At 41.4% G+C, this 15,321-nt stretch carries 21 protein-coding genes; 6 read left to right on the top strand and 15 right to left on the bottom strand.

Translation table 11 applies throughout. The features are described 5' to 3' along the window. Positions 1-71 precede the first annotated feature (71 nt). Positions 72-773 carry a class I SAM-dependent methyltransferase gene (locus tag GPA07_RS10120; protein WP_157292478.1) on the top strand — a complete coding sequence of 234 codons (702 nt, stop codon included), beginning with the start codon at positions 72-74 and terminating at the stop codon, positions 771-773. Between the two features lie 92 nt (positions 774-865). Next, the gene (locus GPA07_RS10115; protein WP_008360018.1) at positions 866-1,123 is read left to right on the top strand and encodes a hypothetical protein; all 258 of its coding nucleotides are present in this window, start codon (positions 866-868) and stop codon (positions 1,121-1,123) included. A gap of 253 nt (positions 1,124-1,376) precedes the next feature. On the opposite strand, the gene GPA07_RS10110 is transcribed toward GPA07_RS10115, so the two are convergent. The 5 genes from GPA07_RS10110 to GPA07_RS10090 form a co-directional block, all read right to left on the bottom strand. Then, entirely contained in the window at positions 1,377-2,204 is an 828-nt protein-coding gene (locus tag GPA07_RS10110) for a M15 family metallopeptidase (protein WP_008358196.1), read from the bottom strand. A 68-nt stretch (positions 2,205-2,272) separates the two neighbouring features. After that, positions 2,273-2,968 carry a purine-nucleoside phosphorylase gene (deoD, locus tag GPA07_RS10105; RefSeq protein ID WP_008358194.1) on the bottom strand — a complete coding sequence of 232 codons (696 nt, stop codon included), beginning with the start codon at positions 2,966-2,968 and terminating at the stop codon, positions 2,273-2,275. A gap of 110 nt (positions 2,969-3,078) precedes the next feature. Then, the gene (locus GPA07_RS10100; RefSeq protein WP_008358192.1) at positions 3,079-3,396 is read right to left on the bottom strand and encodes a YodL domain-containing protein; all 318 of its coding nucleotides are present in this window, start codon (positions 3,394-3,396) and stop codon (positions 3,079-3,081) included. Positions 3,397-3,450: 54 nt separating this feature from the next. Continuing rightward, on the bottom strand, positions 3,451-4,059 hold the full coding sequence (locus GPA07_RS10095; RefSeq protein ID WP_008358190.1) for a phosphatase PAP2 family protein: 609 nt from the start codon (positions 4,057-4,059) through the stop codon (positions 3,451-3,453). 51 nt (positions 4,060-4,110) lie between these two features. Further along, positions 4,111-4,281 (bottom strand): YozD family protein, encoded by a 171-nt coding sequence (locus tag GPA07_RS10090; RefSeq protein WP_008358188.1) that lies wholly within the window; start codon positions 4,279-4,281, stop codon positions 4,111-4,113. A gap of 118 nt (positions 4,282-4,399) precedes the next feature. On the opposite strand from GPA07_RS10090, the gene GPA07_RS19010 reads away from it, so the two are divergent. Further along, positions 4,400-4,534, top strand: coding sequence for a hypothetical protein (locus GPA07_RS19010; protein WP_008358186.1), 135 nt, complete (start codon positions 4,400-4,402; stop codon positions 4,532-4,534). On the opposite strand, the gene GPA07_RS10085 is transcribed toward GPA07_RS19010, so the two are convergent. The 7 genes from GPA07_RS10085 to cgeC all read right to left on the bottom strand — a co-directional run bounded on the left by GPA07_RS10085 (position 4,531) and on the right by cgeC (position 10,634). Further along, complete coding sequence (locus GPA07_RS10085) at positions 4,531-5,211, bottom strand: hypothetical protein (RefSeq protein WP_008358185.1); 681 nt, start codon at positions 5,209-5,211, stop codon at positions 4,531-4,533. The genes GPA07_RS19010 and GPA07_RS10085 overlap by 4 nt on opposite strands. Before the next feature lie 147 nt (positions 5,212-5,358). Further along, entirely contained in the window at positions 5,359-5,583 is a 225-nt protein-coding gene (locus GPA07_RS10080; protein ID WP_008346438.1) for a YozE family protein, read from the bottom strand. Positions 5,584-5,662: 79 nt separating this feature from the next. Then, positions 5,663-5,944 carry a YokU family protein gene (locus tag GPA07_RS10075; protein ID WP_008358183.1) on the bottom strand — a complete coding sequence of 94 codons (282 nt, stop codon included), beginning with the start codon at positions 5,942-5,944 and terminating at the stop codon, positions 5,663-5,665. A 2-nt stretch (positions 5,945-5,946) separates the two neighbouring features. Next, positions 5,947-7,347, bottom strand: a complete 1,401-nt coding sequence (gene ablA, locus GPA07_RS10070) for a lysine 2,3-aminomutase (RefSeq protein ID WP_071169052.1) — start codon at positions 7,345-7,347, stop codon at positions 5,947-5,949. A gap of 117 nt (positions 7,348-7,464) precedes the next feature. After that, entirely contained in the window at positions 7,465-8,841 is a 1,377-nt protein-coding gene (locus GPA07_RS10065) for a sigma-54 interaction domain-containing protein (RefSeq protein ID WP_157292477.1), read from the bottom strand. 156 nt (positions 8,842-8,997) lie between these two features. Beyond that, positions 8,998-10,293: a glycosyltransferase family 2 protein gene (locus tag GPA07_RS10060; RefSeq protein ID WP_051009114.1), complete on the bottom strand. Its 1,296-nt coding sequence runs from the start codon at positions 10,291-10,293 to the stop codon at positions 8,998-9,000. 20 nt (positions 10,294-10,313) lie between these two features. Next, positions 10,314-10,634, bottom strand: a complete 321-nt coding sequence (gene cgeC, locus GPA07_RS10055; protein WP_008358174.1) for a spore maturation protein CgeC — start codon at positions 10,632-10,634, stop codon at positions 10,314-10,316. 206 nt (positions 10,635-10,840) lie between these two features. On the opposite strand from cgeC, the gene GPA07_RS10050 reads away from it, so the two are divergent. Next, the gene (locus tag GPA07_RS10050; RefSeq protein ID WP_008358173.1) at positions 10,841-11,242 is read left to right on the top strand and encodes a hypothetical protein; all 402 of its coding nucleotides are present in this window, start codon (positions 10,841-10,843) and stop codon (positions 11,240-11,242) included. Positions 11,243-11,257: 15 nt separating this feature from the next. After that, entirely contained in the window at positions 11,258-12,220 is a 963-nt protein-coding gene (locus GPA07_RS10045) for a CgeB family protein (protein ID WP_157292476.1), read from the top strand. Positions 12,221-12,240: 20 nt separating this feature from the next. Here the strand turns inward: GPA07_RS10045 and GPA07_RS10040 are convergent, their stop codons facing one another. After that, complete coding sequence (locus GPA07_RS10040; protein ID WP_008358168.1) at positions 12,241-12,963, bottom strand: acylneuraminate cytidylyltransferase family protein; 723 nt, start codon at positions 12,961-12,963, stop codon at positions 12,241-12,243. Positions 12,964-13,221: 258 nt separating this feature from the next. Between GPA07_RS10040 and GPA07_RS10035 the strand changes: the two genes are divergently transcribed. Then, positions 13,222-14,250 carry an SDR family NAD(P)-dependent oxidoreductase gene (locus tag GPA07_RS10035; protein WP_008358166.1) on the top strand — a complete coding sequence of 343 codons (1,029 nt, stop codon included), beginning with the start codon at positions 13,222-13,224 and terminating at the stop codon, positions 14,248-14,250. A gap of 51 nt (positions 14,251-14,301) precedes the next feature. Here the strand turns inward: GPA07_RS10035 and msrB are convergent, their stop codons facing one another. After that, positions 14,302-14,733, bottom strand: coding sequence for a peptide-methionine (R)-S-oxide reductase MsrB (msrB, locus tag GPA07_RS10030; RefSeq protein WP_008358164.1), 432 nt, complete (start codon positions 14,731-14,733; stop codon positions 14,302-14,304). Then, positions 14,733-15,266 carry a peptide-methionine (S)-S-oxide reductase MsrA gene (msrA, locus tag GPA07_RS10025; protein WP_071169049.1) on the bottom strand — a complete coding sequence of 178 codons (534 nt, stop codon included), beginning with the start codon at positions 15,264-15,266 and terminating at the stop codon, positions 14,733-14,735. Before msrA ends, msrB begins: the two co-directional genes overlap by 1 nt. Positions 15,267-15,321 lie beyond the last annotated feature (55 nt).

The raw sequence follows: 15,321 nt of genomic DNA, 5'->3' as shown, positions 1-15,321 counted from the left end.
AAAAGATAAGCCATTTGACCCTGGATTGCATAATCTTTAGAGAGAAACATGATAAGGAAAGAAGGGATTCCATGAGTGATTATGTAGAAATGCTTGCCTATTTTGGTGTATCAGGTGCTCATCCTGGTGGAATAGAGTTAACAAAAACGATGATCGAGCAAATGAACTTGAAGCCTGATGATCATATACTGGATGCTGGATGCGGTACAGGACAAACAGCCGCATATTTAGGGCATTTAGGTTATCAGGTGAAAGCGATTGATACTCATCCGTTGATGATTAAAAAGGCTAACCTTCGATTCGCGCGTGAAAAACTGCCGCTCCATGCCCTGCAAGCTTCTATTGAACAACTACCATTTGCTGATGCATCGTTCTCTCTAGTGATCAGTGAATCTGTATTAAGCTTCACCCATTTACAGTCTGCACTTGCAGAGATTAAACGGGTACTTGCTCCTGGAGGTCAATTGATCGCTAATGAGGCTGTGTTAAAAGCACCGCTCACACCAAAAGAACAGGCAGCTGTTCGAGAGTTTTACGGGTTTCACTCCCTCTTTTCACTTTCAGAATGGAAAGAACAGTTAACATTGGCAGGATTCCGCGATATTCGGATTCTCTCTTTTGATGAGCACATGGTGCAGGAGGAGCCTACTACAGAAATGGAACTATCTGAACAAATACCACCGTCTCTTTACGATACACTGCAAACACACTATGAGCTTATTGGAGCCCACCGAGAAAACCTAAGTCACATTTTATTTGAATGTACAGTATAAAATGAGCGAATCTCCTATATGTTTTGTCCAAACTCTATGAAGTCTCTCGCATAGGATAAGAGTGAAAAGAGTTTATCATAAGGAGGTAAAACATGGAGCGCTACTACAAGCTTTGTCAGCAGCATATGGGAAAAGTGGCTAGAATCACTGATCGTAATGGCAGAGTACATGTTGGACGTATTGAGCGGGTGACAAACCGCAAAGTCTATATCCGTCCAATCGGCGGGTCCCGCGGGGGCTTTGGCTTTGGATATTACGGAGGTTATTATGGCTGGGGCTGGGGTGCAGCTTACGGCATTGGCCTCGGTTTTATTACCGGCTTCGCATTAGCAGGTTTGTTCTTTTTTTAAAAAGACAATAAAAGAAGGCCTCCCCATAAGCTGGGAGGCCTTTCAGATTGTTGACAAAGGGCTAAAATGATCTTGATTTTAGCCCTTTGTCTTCTTTTCAGCGTGACCTGAAAACCTTTGCAGTCTAGGAAGGACGAGTACCGGAGCGGAGCGAATTTAAGATTCGTGAGCACCGGCACGCAGGACTGACAAAGAATGCGAGGGTTTGTCTACACGCTGGAAGGCCTCCCCATAAGCTGGGAGGCCTTTTTTGTTATACTTTCTTGACTTTGTTCATGTACTCTTCGAATGTTAAGTCGTGATCATGCATCGCTTTTGCGGCTTCTTTCCCTACATAGCGCAGGTGCCACGGCTCATATTCATATTTTGTGATGTCTTCTTTTCCTTTTGGATAACGGATGATAAAGCCATATTTATAGGCATTTTTGGCGACCCATTTGCCATCAGGTGTTTCACCAAATTTTTCAGAAATCTCAAAACCGGCACTTTTTGAGGAAATGTCTATTGCAAGACCTGTTTGATGTTCACTTTCGCCTGGTAATGCTACGGCTTCTTGGGCTTTTTCTTTCCCTTTTAATTTGACTTCACTATCAAAAATAACTTTTTGACGATCATAGGAGCGATAGCCAGATACAGCGGCCAGCTCGAAGTTTTTCTTTTTCGCACCTTTGAATAATTTCTCAAGTGCCTCCGCTGCTACTTTCCGAATATATCGTTTTTCAATATCCTCTGTAAAAGAGAATTCTACTTTTGGTACAACGAGATCAGAAGGTTTATAGGTTCCTGGCAGTGCGTATTCTTTGTTGACAAGTGCGAGCACATTTTCAGGATTTTGAATGGTTTTCAGCCCGCTAACAACCTTGATGTCATTGAAATATTCACTCTTTAACGTCAGCTCTTGATTAGATGAATCTGCCGTATCATTTGAGTTTTGCTGGGACGATGAACTTTGAGTTTTTTGTTCGCTTGTTTTGTTGGATTCACTGGTACCGCTTTTTTGATCCAGCAACTGGCAGCCTGATAATGCGGCCGTCAAACCAAGAATCGATGCGATTGAGAGTATTTTATAGCTTTTCTTCATGACATACCTTCCTTTTGCTCTACTAAAAAAATAAAGATGCGCTACGTCGTAGCACATCCTTTATACTATTATAAAACAGACTCTAGTGCAATTAAGATCATTTCGTCAAACGTTGTTTGGCGCTCTTCAGCAGTTGTTTCTTCTCCTGTTAGCACATGATCACTCACTGTCAAAATCGACAACGCTTTTCTGCCAAATTTTGCAGCGAGCGTATAAAGAGCTGTTGTCTCCATTTCAATCGCTAGAATTCCATATTGATCCATCAGCTCAAGTGGTTTTTCATTATAAAATTGGTCTGCGGTAAACACATTCCCAACACGCACAGCTACATTTTTTGCTTCGGCTGTGTCATAGGCTTTCTTCAGAAGATCAAAATCTGCGCAAGGCGCATAATCAATCGGTCCAAATGCCACACGATTCATTTGAGAATCTGTTGACGATGTTTGAGCTAAAATGACATCACGCACATTGACGTCCTTTTTGATCGCTCCGCAAGAGCCAACACGGATTAAATTTTGAACATCATAGCTTTGGATCAGCTCATTTACATAGATCGAAATAGACGGTACGCCCATTCCAGTGCCTTGTACAGAGATACGCTTCCCTTTATACGTTCCAGTAAAGCCATACATGCCTCGCACTTCGTTATAGCACACAACATCTTCTAAATATGTATCTGCAATATATTTCGCACGAAGCGGATCGCCTGGCAGCAATACCGTTTCTGCAATTTGTCCTTTTTCTGCTCCAATATGTACACTCATTTGTCAGCCTCCACTTACATTTAACATGTATTTAGTCCCATTTATTATAAACGATTGAGGGGAAAAAGAAAATACCAGCTGGATGTGAGGCTGGCATCATCAGTTTATATTTAACTCATCGTCATTAAGCGTTCACTGCGTTTCCATCCTGTCGGAAAGAGCTGATAATAGCACTTCCCTTTTTTCTGATCATCAATCACAACGATATCCCCTGTTGAGATGAACCGTGCATTGTAATCATTAGGGACTGTATCTTGTACATTAAATGTCGAGAATGCTTTTTCCAGTACATCAAGGTGTGTCCTGCCGCCAATCTTTGTCCGGTACACAGGCTGATGCCCGCTTACAGCACCATATTCAGGTGTTTGGTAAATGGTTAAGTGATATGCTGAAGGTTTCTTTTGAAAAAATCTCAACGTCAATTGCATTCAAATCCCTCCCCTTTTATATAAAATTAGCTGGGATTTGTTAATTTCCTTCTTCTAATTTTGTCGAATGCCGGACAATTTTTCGTCAATCTTTTTACATATGAGAAATAAAGCTAGTCCGATCGCAAAGCCCCCTGCTACATCCGTCAAATAATGTACACCGATATACATCCTGCTGATGCCAATCATCAGCACACATAATCCTGTCACCATATAGACCGCTTTTTGTCTTTTTTTGAGCCATGGAATCATCTCAATTAATAGATATGCGATAAACGGATAGATTGTTGCTGCATTCATTGAATGACCGCTCGGAAAGCTGTAATATGTTTCATTCACTAGATGATCAAAGGCTGGACGCTCTCTAGCAAAAAGCCCTTTCAGTTCATGATTGATCGCCCTTTCTGAAATATAGAGCAGAAAAAGCAGCATGATAGAGTAGTAGCGTTTATACGCGAGCAGCACCACACTAAAGATGAGCATGATTGGGACAAGCAGTGCACTGATGCCAAAATCAGTCAAAGTGAGCATGACGTCATTTAAAAAAGGAAGTCTCATGTTCTCAAACGATAAGATGATCTGGTTGTCCAATTTTTGAAACACACCAGATACCATAAGCGCAGCGATGGCGCCAAATATCATGAAAAGAATGATCACATACACGCTAAAGTATTCCCCTCCCTTTCTACTCAGAATCTCTTCAAAGTATAGTGCCTACCAAGCCTCTTCTTCAACTATCATTGCTTTCCTCAGCATATATTCAAATGTGATATCAGCAAGCTCAAATGTTTCCAGCTCAGATGGTATGTACCCTCTTTTGACCAGCTCCATGTAGAAGTATTCTGCAATTTCCTCTGTATCAATCACCAAATCAGCTTCTTTCATTGCTTTAGCCTCCTTTTTTATGATGTATGAACGCTCCCTTATTTTTATTACAGTTTGTCATAATGGCTCATTCCATACATATAAATGCAGTAAACACAAAGAAAAGGGGCTTGAGACAATGAAATGGTTAAGCATATTAGATGGAGATACTTTTGATCAAGTGATGGGCCGTATCTTGAGGGGATGGTTTTATGTGATTGCTTTTTTCTGTGTCCCTTATTTTTTATTCGTGTTAGGACAAGTCTTTCTTTAACCAAAATGTTCGTTTAAGCTTTCCAAAATAAAGTCCATCATATCCTTGTATTCTGGGTCCTTAAAAAATTCATAGAGAATTTTATAATCATTGTAAATGTCAAGAAGCTCATCCACTATAGATACAGCGAGGAATTCTAGTGTGGCTTCGCTTTCTTGTTTCTCTTCTAACTGTAATAGTGCCGTCTGCACCATATCTTCTTCTATTTCTTTTGAGGTCTCCCCAACGTAATGCACAAAAAGAAGCTGATGGACAAACTGGTCCATCTCATATTTCCTTAGGACAAGCGTCAAGTCTTCCTCTTCTGTTTCCAGCCATTCTCCGTCTTTTAACCTCGTGAGTTCGTAAATCACATCTTCCCAGCCATCTTCAAGGTAGCGCCAAATTTCAGTCCGATGGCCAATGATTTTAAACAGCTCTTTTCCGTAATCTTTTACATATACAACATCGCCAATGAGGAACTCATATTCAATGTCCAGCTTTTCTGTATCCACAATCACCCCGTCGTACTCGTCATAAAGCTGAAGTGATGTTTCAAAATAAAGCACCTCATTATGATTGACCTCATATAGATAGTGCTGGTCAATTTGATGGACTTTTGTTATCGTTCCAACAGTGCCGTACATGACAACGACGACAATATCCCCTACTTTATATTTTGGTGCTTTCGCCTTCATTTTGTCTCCCCCTTGCCCGACTTTTGGTCTTAACGTATCGTATGCCGGCGCAAGGAATTCTGCATGGGCAACCACACCATGCAAAACGCCATTTTATTTCCCCAATAAAAAACCGCTTCTCCCATACGGAACAAGCGGTGTTATGTGTTATTTTTTTTTGACTTCTACTTCGTATTGCTCAAATGCTTCGTCAAATGTCGTCATAGAGCTTAAATAGTCCCCATTTAACTCTAAATACGCACACAGCTCATGATAATCAGTGGAAGCTTTAGGGAAGCTGTGATCTTCATAAGCAGCATTGGCAAAATGACTGATGTCATCTTTCGGTTTTGGATGTCTGTACTTCATTAAATAGTGGTAAAACGACTTCACCTGTAATTCCCTCCGCGACACTCTGTTTTGTTGTTATATTATACAGGAAATTGATGACTTGTATAGGCGGAGGTACAACTTATGATGAAAAATCAAAGTAATTTCGCTTTAATAATCGCTTCATACTCATTAATTCTTCATATGAGATTTTTTCGGGCAGCTTTGTTTGATCGACTAAAATCAATTGATCTTCTATCTCTTTTACCGTTTCATCCTTCTGATAGGTCATGCCGCAATGCGTGCAGGAGATTGAGGGCGTTTCAATTATTTCAATTGACTGTGTGCCGGTGATCAGCTCCCAATAGACCGTTGTCTGCTCTTCATTTGCTTTCTTCTCCTCACACCAATCACATGTCAGCAACGTTATTTCTCCTCCTTTACGGTTTGTTCTTTTTTGAGCTGCGCTTGATATTTCTTTTCTTTTAATTCATCTCGCTTTTCACGTTTATTTTTGAGCGTATCGTGTTCAGGATTTGTCTCATACGACGCTCTTCGTTTCATTCGGCTTAAATTTTCAGGTGTAAAGGATTTGGCCTCATCCTGAAATAAAGCGGTCACACCGATTGCCGGTTCTTTCTTCTTTTCGTAAATTTCATTAAAATATGCATCCGCCTGGCCAGCGACGTAATGTTCTGGCTCTGGATATGAGGTAATGACACCTTCAAAGTTACGAAGAACGACTTTTTCAGGGCTTTGTGACAATAAATAATTTGGCTGTAAGGCGATCTTGCCTCCTCCTCCTGGCGCATCTACAACAAAGCTTGGCACGGCATAACCACTCGTATGTCCTCTTAGGCCTTCAATGATTTCAAGACCTTTTGAGACGGGTGTTCTAAAGTGGCCGATGCCCTCAGATAAATCACATTGATAAATATAATAAGGTCTGACGCGAATCTTCACGAGATCATGCATCAGCTTTTTCATAATCGGTACACTGTCATTAATCCCCGCAAGGATCACAGCCTGATTGCCTACAGGGACACCGGCATTGACAAGACGTTCACACGCTTCTTTTGCTTCTTTTGTGATTTCAATGCTTGTATTGAAATGGGTATTCAGCCAAACCGGATGATATTTTTTCAGAATCTCACACAGTTCATCCGTAATTCGCTGCGGAAAGACAACCGGAGCACGAGTACCAATTCGAATGATTTCAACATGAGGAATATCTCGTAAGTTTTTCAAAATGTATTCAAGCACTTGATCATTGATTAAAAGCCCGTCACCACCTGAAATTAACACATCCCGCACTTCAGGTGTTTCTCTAATATAGCCAATTGCCGCATCTAGTTGCTTTTTCGGTACGCCCATGCCGATCTGACCGGAAAAACGTCTTCTCGTACAATAGCGGCAGTACATGGAGCACTGATTTGTCACAAGAAACAGCACACGATCTGGATAGCGGTGCGTTAGACCCGGGACAGGTGAATCCTCGTCTTCATGAAGCGGGTCTTCCAGGTCATATTTGGTTTTATGAAGCTCCTCTGCAATTGGTACAGACTGCATACGGATTGGACATCTTGGATCGTCTGGATTCATCAGTGAGGCATAGTAGGGTGTAATGTTTAGTGGAATGGTTTTGGTGGAAATCTTCACCCCTTCTTTTTCCTCTTCTGTTAAGTTCACGACTTTTTCTAAATCATCAAGCGTTTTAACAGTATGCGTCAGCTGCCAAATCCAGTCGTTCCATTTCTCCTCAGGGACATCCTTCCATAGCTCAATGTCCTTCCAGTGTCGCGCCGGTTGATACAGTTTCTGATTCATATCCATTCCCCCTATCAGCATTCACTTTATACTATGCAAGTTATGTGCCAACATGGGAAAATGCCCCTACTCTTTACAAAAGGAGCTTTTTCCGTGGTATTCAATTTTTTGAGGTGCCTACTTTTCGGCACCTGCATATTTTTTCATTTTATACTGCAGTGTTTGTCGAGGAATCTTTAAGGCTGCGGCAGTTTGCTTAATATTCCCAGCATGCTTTCTTAAAGCTTCTTGGATCAGCGTTTGTTCAAATGAAGTCACTTGAGTTTTTAATGAGGACTCAGGCGGGCTCTTATCTACCTTGTGCGTTCGTAAATGAGCAGGAAGATACGCCGGGGTTATTTCTACCGCTTCCTTTGGCATCATCAAAACGGCATGCTCAATGGTATGTTTTAGTTCTCTCACATTCCCTGGCCACTGGTGAGCCATAAATAATTGGGTCGTTTCTTCAGAAAGACGGGTCACATGTTTAGAAAATTGCTGATGATAGGTTTGAATAAAGTGGCGGGATAACAGCTGGATATCATGCTTTCTCGCACGAAGTGGCGGGATATGAAAAGATGACACATGCAGTCTATAAAACAAGTCTTCTCTTAAAATTTGCTTTTTAACCGCTTCAAATGGGTCTACATTCAGTGCAGTTATGACTCTGACATCCACTTGAATGGCCTTTGAATCACCTATGCGGCGGACAACACCATCCTCTAAAACACGCAGTAGTTTTGTCTGCAATGTAAGCGGCATCGCCTGCAGCTCATCAAGAAAAAGTGTACCCCCATCTGCTAATTCAAACAGCCCCTTGCGATCAACGGCGCCCGTATAGCTCCCTTTGACAGATCCGAATAAAAGGCTCTCAAGTAATGACTCTGGAAGCGCCGCGCAGTTTTGCGGGATGAAGACCCGGTCTTTTCGGTCAGATTCATGGACTATGGCTTGTACGAGTACTTCTTTTCCAGTCCCTGTTTCCCCGTAGACAACAACGGATGAAGGATATGCAGCAGCTTTTTTAGCCTTGTCAAGCGTCTCTTTTAAGTGTGAATCATTTGTTAAAAATGAAGAAAAATCATGCATTTGATCAATTTCAGTGACTCCATCTGATCGTTTTTTTTGATCTAAACGATTCGAGAGCGCTGACAGCTTTGAAACATCTTTGGCTACTTCTACTGCGCCTATTAACTTGCTGCCTTCTATAATGGGCAATGTGGTGTTGACCGTTTCAATTTTTTCTCCATTTTTATTCAAATAGGTTTGTAAAGAATGATAAATGGGCTTTCCTGTTCTGAGCACATGCATGAGTGTACTTGTTTTTTCAGTTAATGATGGATACACATCCAGGATGAATTTGCCAACCACCTCTTTTTTATCTAAACAGTCAAACTTCGCTGCGTTATGATTATAAAAAATGGTGACCCCCTGATCGTCTACAACATGAATCGCTTCGTCGATGGCTTCTAAAATTAATTCAAACCAATCCGCTCTTTCGACAACCTTCCCCATTTCTTCCCCCTCGCTTTCTATGCCGAAAACCCGGCATCCATTGCCCAATTTTCAGCGGCTTGATCATGTTCATATCGTTCCCCTACCCTTTTCACGTTTCGCTTTTTCCTTTCGATCTCCTGCTTTTTTTGTCTATTCTAAAAAAAAGCACCCCTCTTATGAGGAGTACTTTCGCCCTGATGTTTGATAAAGAGACATGTCGAATTCTTGCAGTGATTCCATATACAGCGGCACAATTGGCTTCCCTTCTGGAAAAAAGGCAAATTGAGAGGGATACAGCTTGATTGGCTGATGGTAAAACGCAAATAACTTCACTACCTCAGGTACAATCCGGCAAAAGGTGTCATGTACCAGTAAATAGATATCTTGTTTCCATTTAAACAGCCGTCTGTTTGGCGGGCTGAAAACAGGCGATACTTGAATAATGCTGCCATCCTCAAACGTCTCGAGCTGTTCATTTGAAATGGTGTATATCTCATTTGGGTGAAACTGAAAGTATTGTACATCACGTTTTGAAGCAAATCGTCTTTTTTTCTGATGTTCAATATAATAAAACGTTTTTCCGTAATCTGCGGTGACGACTGTATCATTTGGCACTGTGAGCATTTCTCTTATTTCATATTTCATCGTACATAACGATGGCACACGAATCGCACGCCTGTTCTTTCCATTGACCCAGCGCCTGTCAATTCGATGAAGATATCCGTGAGCGATCTGATAATAATCTCCACCCTTTTCGATCACGGTTCCATCAATTAAATCATAGGGCATACTTGAAAACATATGATGGAATGATTGTGGTGTTTTATATGTGATATCAAGTATTTCTTTTAATGGAAAGAACGCAGCAAAATGATTTAGCCTCTTCCAAAAAACGGAGTCTCCATGATGCCAATGTTTCGGATCATCAGCCCAGTATTGTCCGTATTGATCATGAATAAGTGGAAGCAATCGCCTTCTGTGCATGACCGAACAATGGTCGACTTGAAAGGACGCATGCTCTAACACTTGTTCTGCTTCTCGGACGAAGCTCCCCGTTTCCATCGAATGCTGATTCACCTGCACGACACGCTGCGAGGAATACACGATATCGATGTCAGGGTTCGACTGAAAAACATCCACCATTTTCTCTAAACGATCTTTCCGGTACACCGTATCATCAGTTAAATAACAAACCAGCTCGCCTGTTATACGTGTTAAAGCTTCATTAATAAGCGTCGCATAACGTACGGTCGTCAGCCGATTTGCAGGATGAATTTGATGCGAATACAACTGGATGCGCTCATCGTCTAAAAAAGGCTCGATCTTTTGAATCGTTTCTTGTTCTGACCCATCATCCATAATCAAAAGCTCCCAATGCTGATACGTTTGTTCCACCATACTCCTTAGCACACGATCAATGAAATCAGGTTTATTATAGCTTGTTAAAATCACTGATACTTTCATGATCACATTATCCTTTTTTAAATAGATTAAAAAGCTCCCCAGCTGACAATGTTCACGTAAGGAACACTCACTCTTAGCTGATTTGTCGCATTTTTAAAGACCGCCACTGAATCAAACAATTGCACGACAATTACGTTTTGCAGCACATCTCCGTTGACTAAATGAACACGCGGTACCGGAATGCCCAGCTCAAGCCATGAACGCAGCAATTCTTTGATTTCTGACGCACTTTCTTCCTCACTTCCCTCTAAAAGACGAAGAAGAAGTAAAATCAACATCACTTCAAGGACTCCTTCTGCTTCTAGTAATTCTTCGTTCCAGCCACTTAATAATTGTTCAAATTCCATTCAAAATCCCTCTCTCTTCTCCTTTGATCTTTACTAGAGTATGAGAATCACTTCATTTAGCATCAGCACTTGAGAACATTTTAAAAAATGTGTGAAGTCATTAAATGAAAAAAGAATAAGGAATGAGCATTCTGCTTATACCAAAAAAAGAGAACGGCATATACATAATGGTGTGTTTGAAAGGATGAAGAAAGGATGGGGAAAAGATGAGCGAAAAGCGTGCCGAATTAAAAAAAGAGCTATTAAAGCTGTTTTTCCAACCGCTTAGTCATGCATTAACAGCCAATCTCGAAGAAGGAGGAGTTCAAGTGGAAGAAAAATTAAACAATTTATTTAGTGAGGTGGCAGTCGAGGCATCCGCGACAGGTTCTGCTGCAGCACTCAACACTTCTCAAGCAGCAAGATGGATTTTTGCAAGACTTGCACCAGGCACAGTCATTAGCATTGTGATGGACTCAGGAGACTTAATCGGTCCAGTTCAATTCGTATCATTCGATGCTTCAGCGGGTATTGTTTTCGTCACACAAGAAAGCTCTGTGACACCTACAGGCTCTGCAACGACTCTATTAGATGTAGATAAAGTTGAAAGTGTTACGTTCACATCTTAATGTGAGAGGGCCATCATGAAGCTTCTTTATATCAGCTCTGGCTACGGTGGAATCTATCGGCATTTCGATCAATGGATAGAAGAAAGCTTCATTGATTCCCCGTTTTCCTGTATCAAAATGGAAAGGGAATCTCTCCTCGATCATATGCACAAAATCCGGACATTTTCTCCGGATTTTGTTTTCATGATGATCGGTGACCATGTTCCAAAAGACTTGCTTCATCAATTCAAACAAGAAAAGATCCCGATCGTGCTGTGGATGACAGAAGACCCTTTTTACACAGATGTGTCAGCTGCTTGCGCAGGTGATGCACAGCTGATCTTAACGATTGACGAAGGTGCTTTGTCATTTTACAAACAACTTGGCGCTAATCACTCGCACTACTTTCCTATTCCGACAAATACAAAAGTATTTCAAAAAAAAGAATCCCTGCTTGAGACGTGCATCTATGACATTGCACTCATTGGCTACCCTTACCCAAACCGCATCAAAGCCATCCATACACTCTTACATCAAAACAAATGGCGTATTCTCGTTGCAGGTAAAGAATGGCATCGTCAGTTGAATAAATCACGCAGACGATATCGTGATGTAACACTGATGACCCATTGGCTGAACCCACAGCAAATAGCAGAGATCTATCAAACATCAGCCATTGTTCTAAATCCACACAGGCCGGCACAATTTGCCTATAATCAAAACAAAGCCATGGTTCAAAATACGAGCCTGAACAACAGAGCGTTTGATATCGCTGCAAGCGGACGCTTTCAATTGACGGACCTGAAACCGCCGCAGGCATTTTCAAGCTTTGCTTTTTACACACATGAGAACGATTTGATTGAACAGGTCGAGTATTATATCACCAACGTTGAAAAAAGACAGTCGGTCGCGCAGAATAATTACGAGCAGGTCGTTCGCTGGAACACATTTGATACGCTGCCATACAGACTTTATGAAATAACCAAAAGCGCCCTATGACCAGGCGCTTTTCTTACTGATTATACCGTTCCTTCTGCATCTTGCCGAGCCAATAAAACGCTCTCTGCCTTTTTCCGATCTGCCTCATTTAGGACAACAAGCGATTGCTCACGATCCATCATATACGCTCCAACAGATCCTTCTAAAAAGGAATGAATGCATTCTTTTGCATAAGGAACATGAAACGCATAGACAGCACCATTTAAACGCCCATACGTATAAGGGTGGTCATGTGTTGGAATGAAAAAATAATGATTGTCCTTATAAAGGTTCGCTTCATTGGTTTCATGAAGTGTCCACGTTTCATTCGGGTTTTCTAACGCCTCTGTGAAAGAAGCCGTACAATCAAATCCCCCTTCGACTAGCAGCTTCAAGCAGTTCTCAATATCTTCCGGCTGCCTTAGTGGTGATAAAGGAGGCAGATACAACACAATATCAAATGTCTTCCCCTCTCGTTCTAAATAAGCAAGCGCATGCTTCACAGCCAGTATAGCAGGTGTTTGTTCGGTCACATGTGTGCTTGGCAGCTCAATCACATTTGCCCCGTAGTGAGACGAAATGATTTGAGTATTCACATCCTCTGAAGATACGATGACTTCATCTAATTCAACCATTTGTAATAACGGCTGAATGGTCCAATAGATCAGCGGACGCTCCGCTACTACACGAATGTGTTTTGAATGATGAGTTTGCTGGCCGCTAAAAGCTGGTATCATGGCTAAAATACGATTTCCCCTATACATGTATGATCTTCTCCCCTCGTGCAGCCCAGTATCCTGCAAAAAAGCTTTTCCATTACGCTGAGCTGATCGCAGTACTGAAGTGTTCACGATTCTCGTTTTTCTACTTGTTCTTCTATCTCTACATATTCTATTAAGACGTCAAGCAGATGGTTATAATTTGTTCACCTAATTTATGCATAAAGTGGTTCTTTTCCTCAAACGTCTGTCACGCTTTTACATATGATACAAAGTAGAGAAATGAGAGTTGGGGGATTAGATATGTCCAAACAGGTAGAAATGAGTTTGAAGACCTTTTTTCGCGACAAAATTATATTGGTCACAGGCGGCACGGGGTCGATCGGTCGTCAAATTGTGAAAAAATTAACAGCATGCTCTCCTAAGAAAATCATTGTCTTCAGTAAGGATGACAGCAAACAATACATGATGAAAAATGAGTATGCAGCGTATCCAGAGGTCGTATTTGCACTTGGAGATGTGCGGGATGCAAGCCGTGTGAGACAGCTTGTCAAAGGGGTTGATATCATCTTTCATGCAGCTGCCTTAAAACAAGTACCCACTTGTGAAGATAATCCGTTTGAAGCCGTTCAAACCAATATCATCGGCGGACAGCATGTCATTGAAGCAGCAATCGAGCATGAAGTCAGTCATGTTGTCAACATTTCAACCGACAAAGCCGTCTCTCCAACAAATGCCATGGGTGCAACAAAATTGATTTCAGAGAAATTATTTTTTCAAGCGAACGAAAGTATCGCTAATCAAAAAACGATGTTTTGTTCTGTACGCTTTGGCAATGTGCTTGGATCAAGGGGTTCCGTCATTCCCATCATGCTCCAGCAGCTGTTAAATGAGAAGCCTTTAACGGTAACAGACCCTAAGATGACACGTTTTTTTATGTCCATTGAAGAAGCTGTATCCCTCACACTTAAAGCGGCGATCATGATGAAAGGCGGCGAAACGTTTATTCTCAAGATGGAGTCATTACAGCTGGCTGATCTATTAAAAGCGTTTCATGAATATGCCGGTCAAATCAATGTTGCATCTCCTGATATTCTCGTGATCGGAAAAAGATCAGGAGAAAAACTGCACGAGGAACTCACATTCCCTCACGAAGCAGATACACTGTTTGAACATGAACAGTTTTATGCCATCTTACCGAGACCGCATCTGCACCCTGCGTTCAAAAAAATCGATTTGATCAATTACACGTCAAACAAAGCACCGCTCATTACAAAAGAGAAGCTGTTTCACATCATTGAACAATTACATCATACGCATCATAAAAAATAAAAAATCGTCACACGGAAGCACTCGCTTTCCATGTGACGATTTTTCAATCAATCATTTAAATAGATGGTTCAAATGACCGTAGCCCTCTTTTTCAAGATCATCCTTTGGGATAAACTTCAAAGCGGCTGAGTTAATACAATATCGAAGACCGTTTGGCCCTGGCCCATCTGGAAAAACATGACCAAGATGAGAATCCGCTGTCTTACTGCGAACCTCTGTCCGAACCATCCCATGACTCGTATCAACCTTCTCTTCTACCTCTTGATCTTCAATCGGTTTTGTAAAACTTGGCCAGCCGCAGTGGGCATCAAATTTATCCAAAGAAGAAAACAATGGTTTGCCTGAAATGATATCTACGTAAATGCCCTCTTCTTTATGATCCCAAAATTCATTTTGAAATGGCGGCTCAGTGCCATTATTTTGCGTGACTTCATACTGCATCCGGTTTAATTCTTTGATGCGCTGCTCTTTTTCGTTGGCCATTATTTATCACTCCAATGAGACTTAATAAAACCTGCTCTGCCCGAACCGACATGATATCGTTCGTAGTGCATTTTGTTCTTTTTATAATAATGCTGATGATATTCCTCAGCGGGATAAAAAGGACCAGCGTCTAAAATTTCAGTGACGATTGGTTTTTGGAAGATTCCGCTTTGGCTCAGCTGCTGTTTTGATGTTTCTGCAAGCTGCCTTTGTTTTTCGTTGTGAACATAAATACCTGTACGGTAGGATTCTCCTCTGTCACCAAATTGCCCTCCATCATCTGTTGGGTCTATTTGCTGCCAATATAGTTCTAATAGCTTCTCATATGGAAAAACATCAGGATCAAATGTGATTTGAACAGCTTCTCTATGCCCCGTTGTATTTGTACAAACTTCCTCATAGGTCGGATTCACTGTATGTCCGCCAGTATACCCTGATTCAACTTTGATAATGCCTGGCTGTTCATCAAAAGGTTTAACCATACACCAAAAACAGCCCCCGGCAAATGTGGCTAATTCTTGTTTTTCAGACATATTAGTGCCCCCTTCATTTAAAAAATGGTATCATCATATTATAACATGATAAAAA

Origin of the sequence: Bacillus sp. ms-22, from assembly GCF_009759805.1 — a bacterium.
Lineage (GTDB): Bacteria > Bacillota > Bacilli > Bacillales > Bacillaceae > Bacillus > Bacillus xiamenensis.
This window is presented reverse-complemented; position numbering and strand designations above follow the sequence as displayed.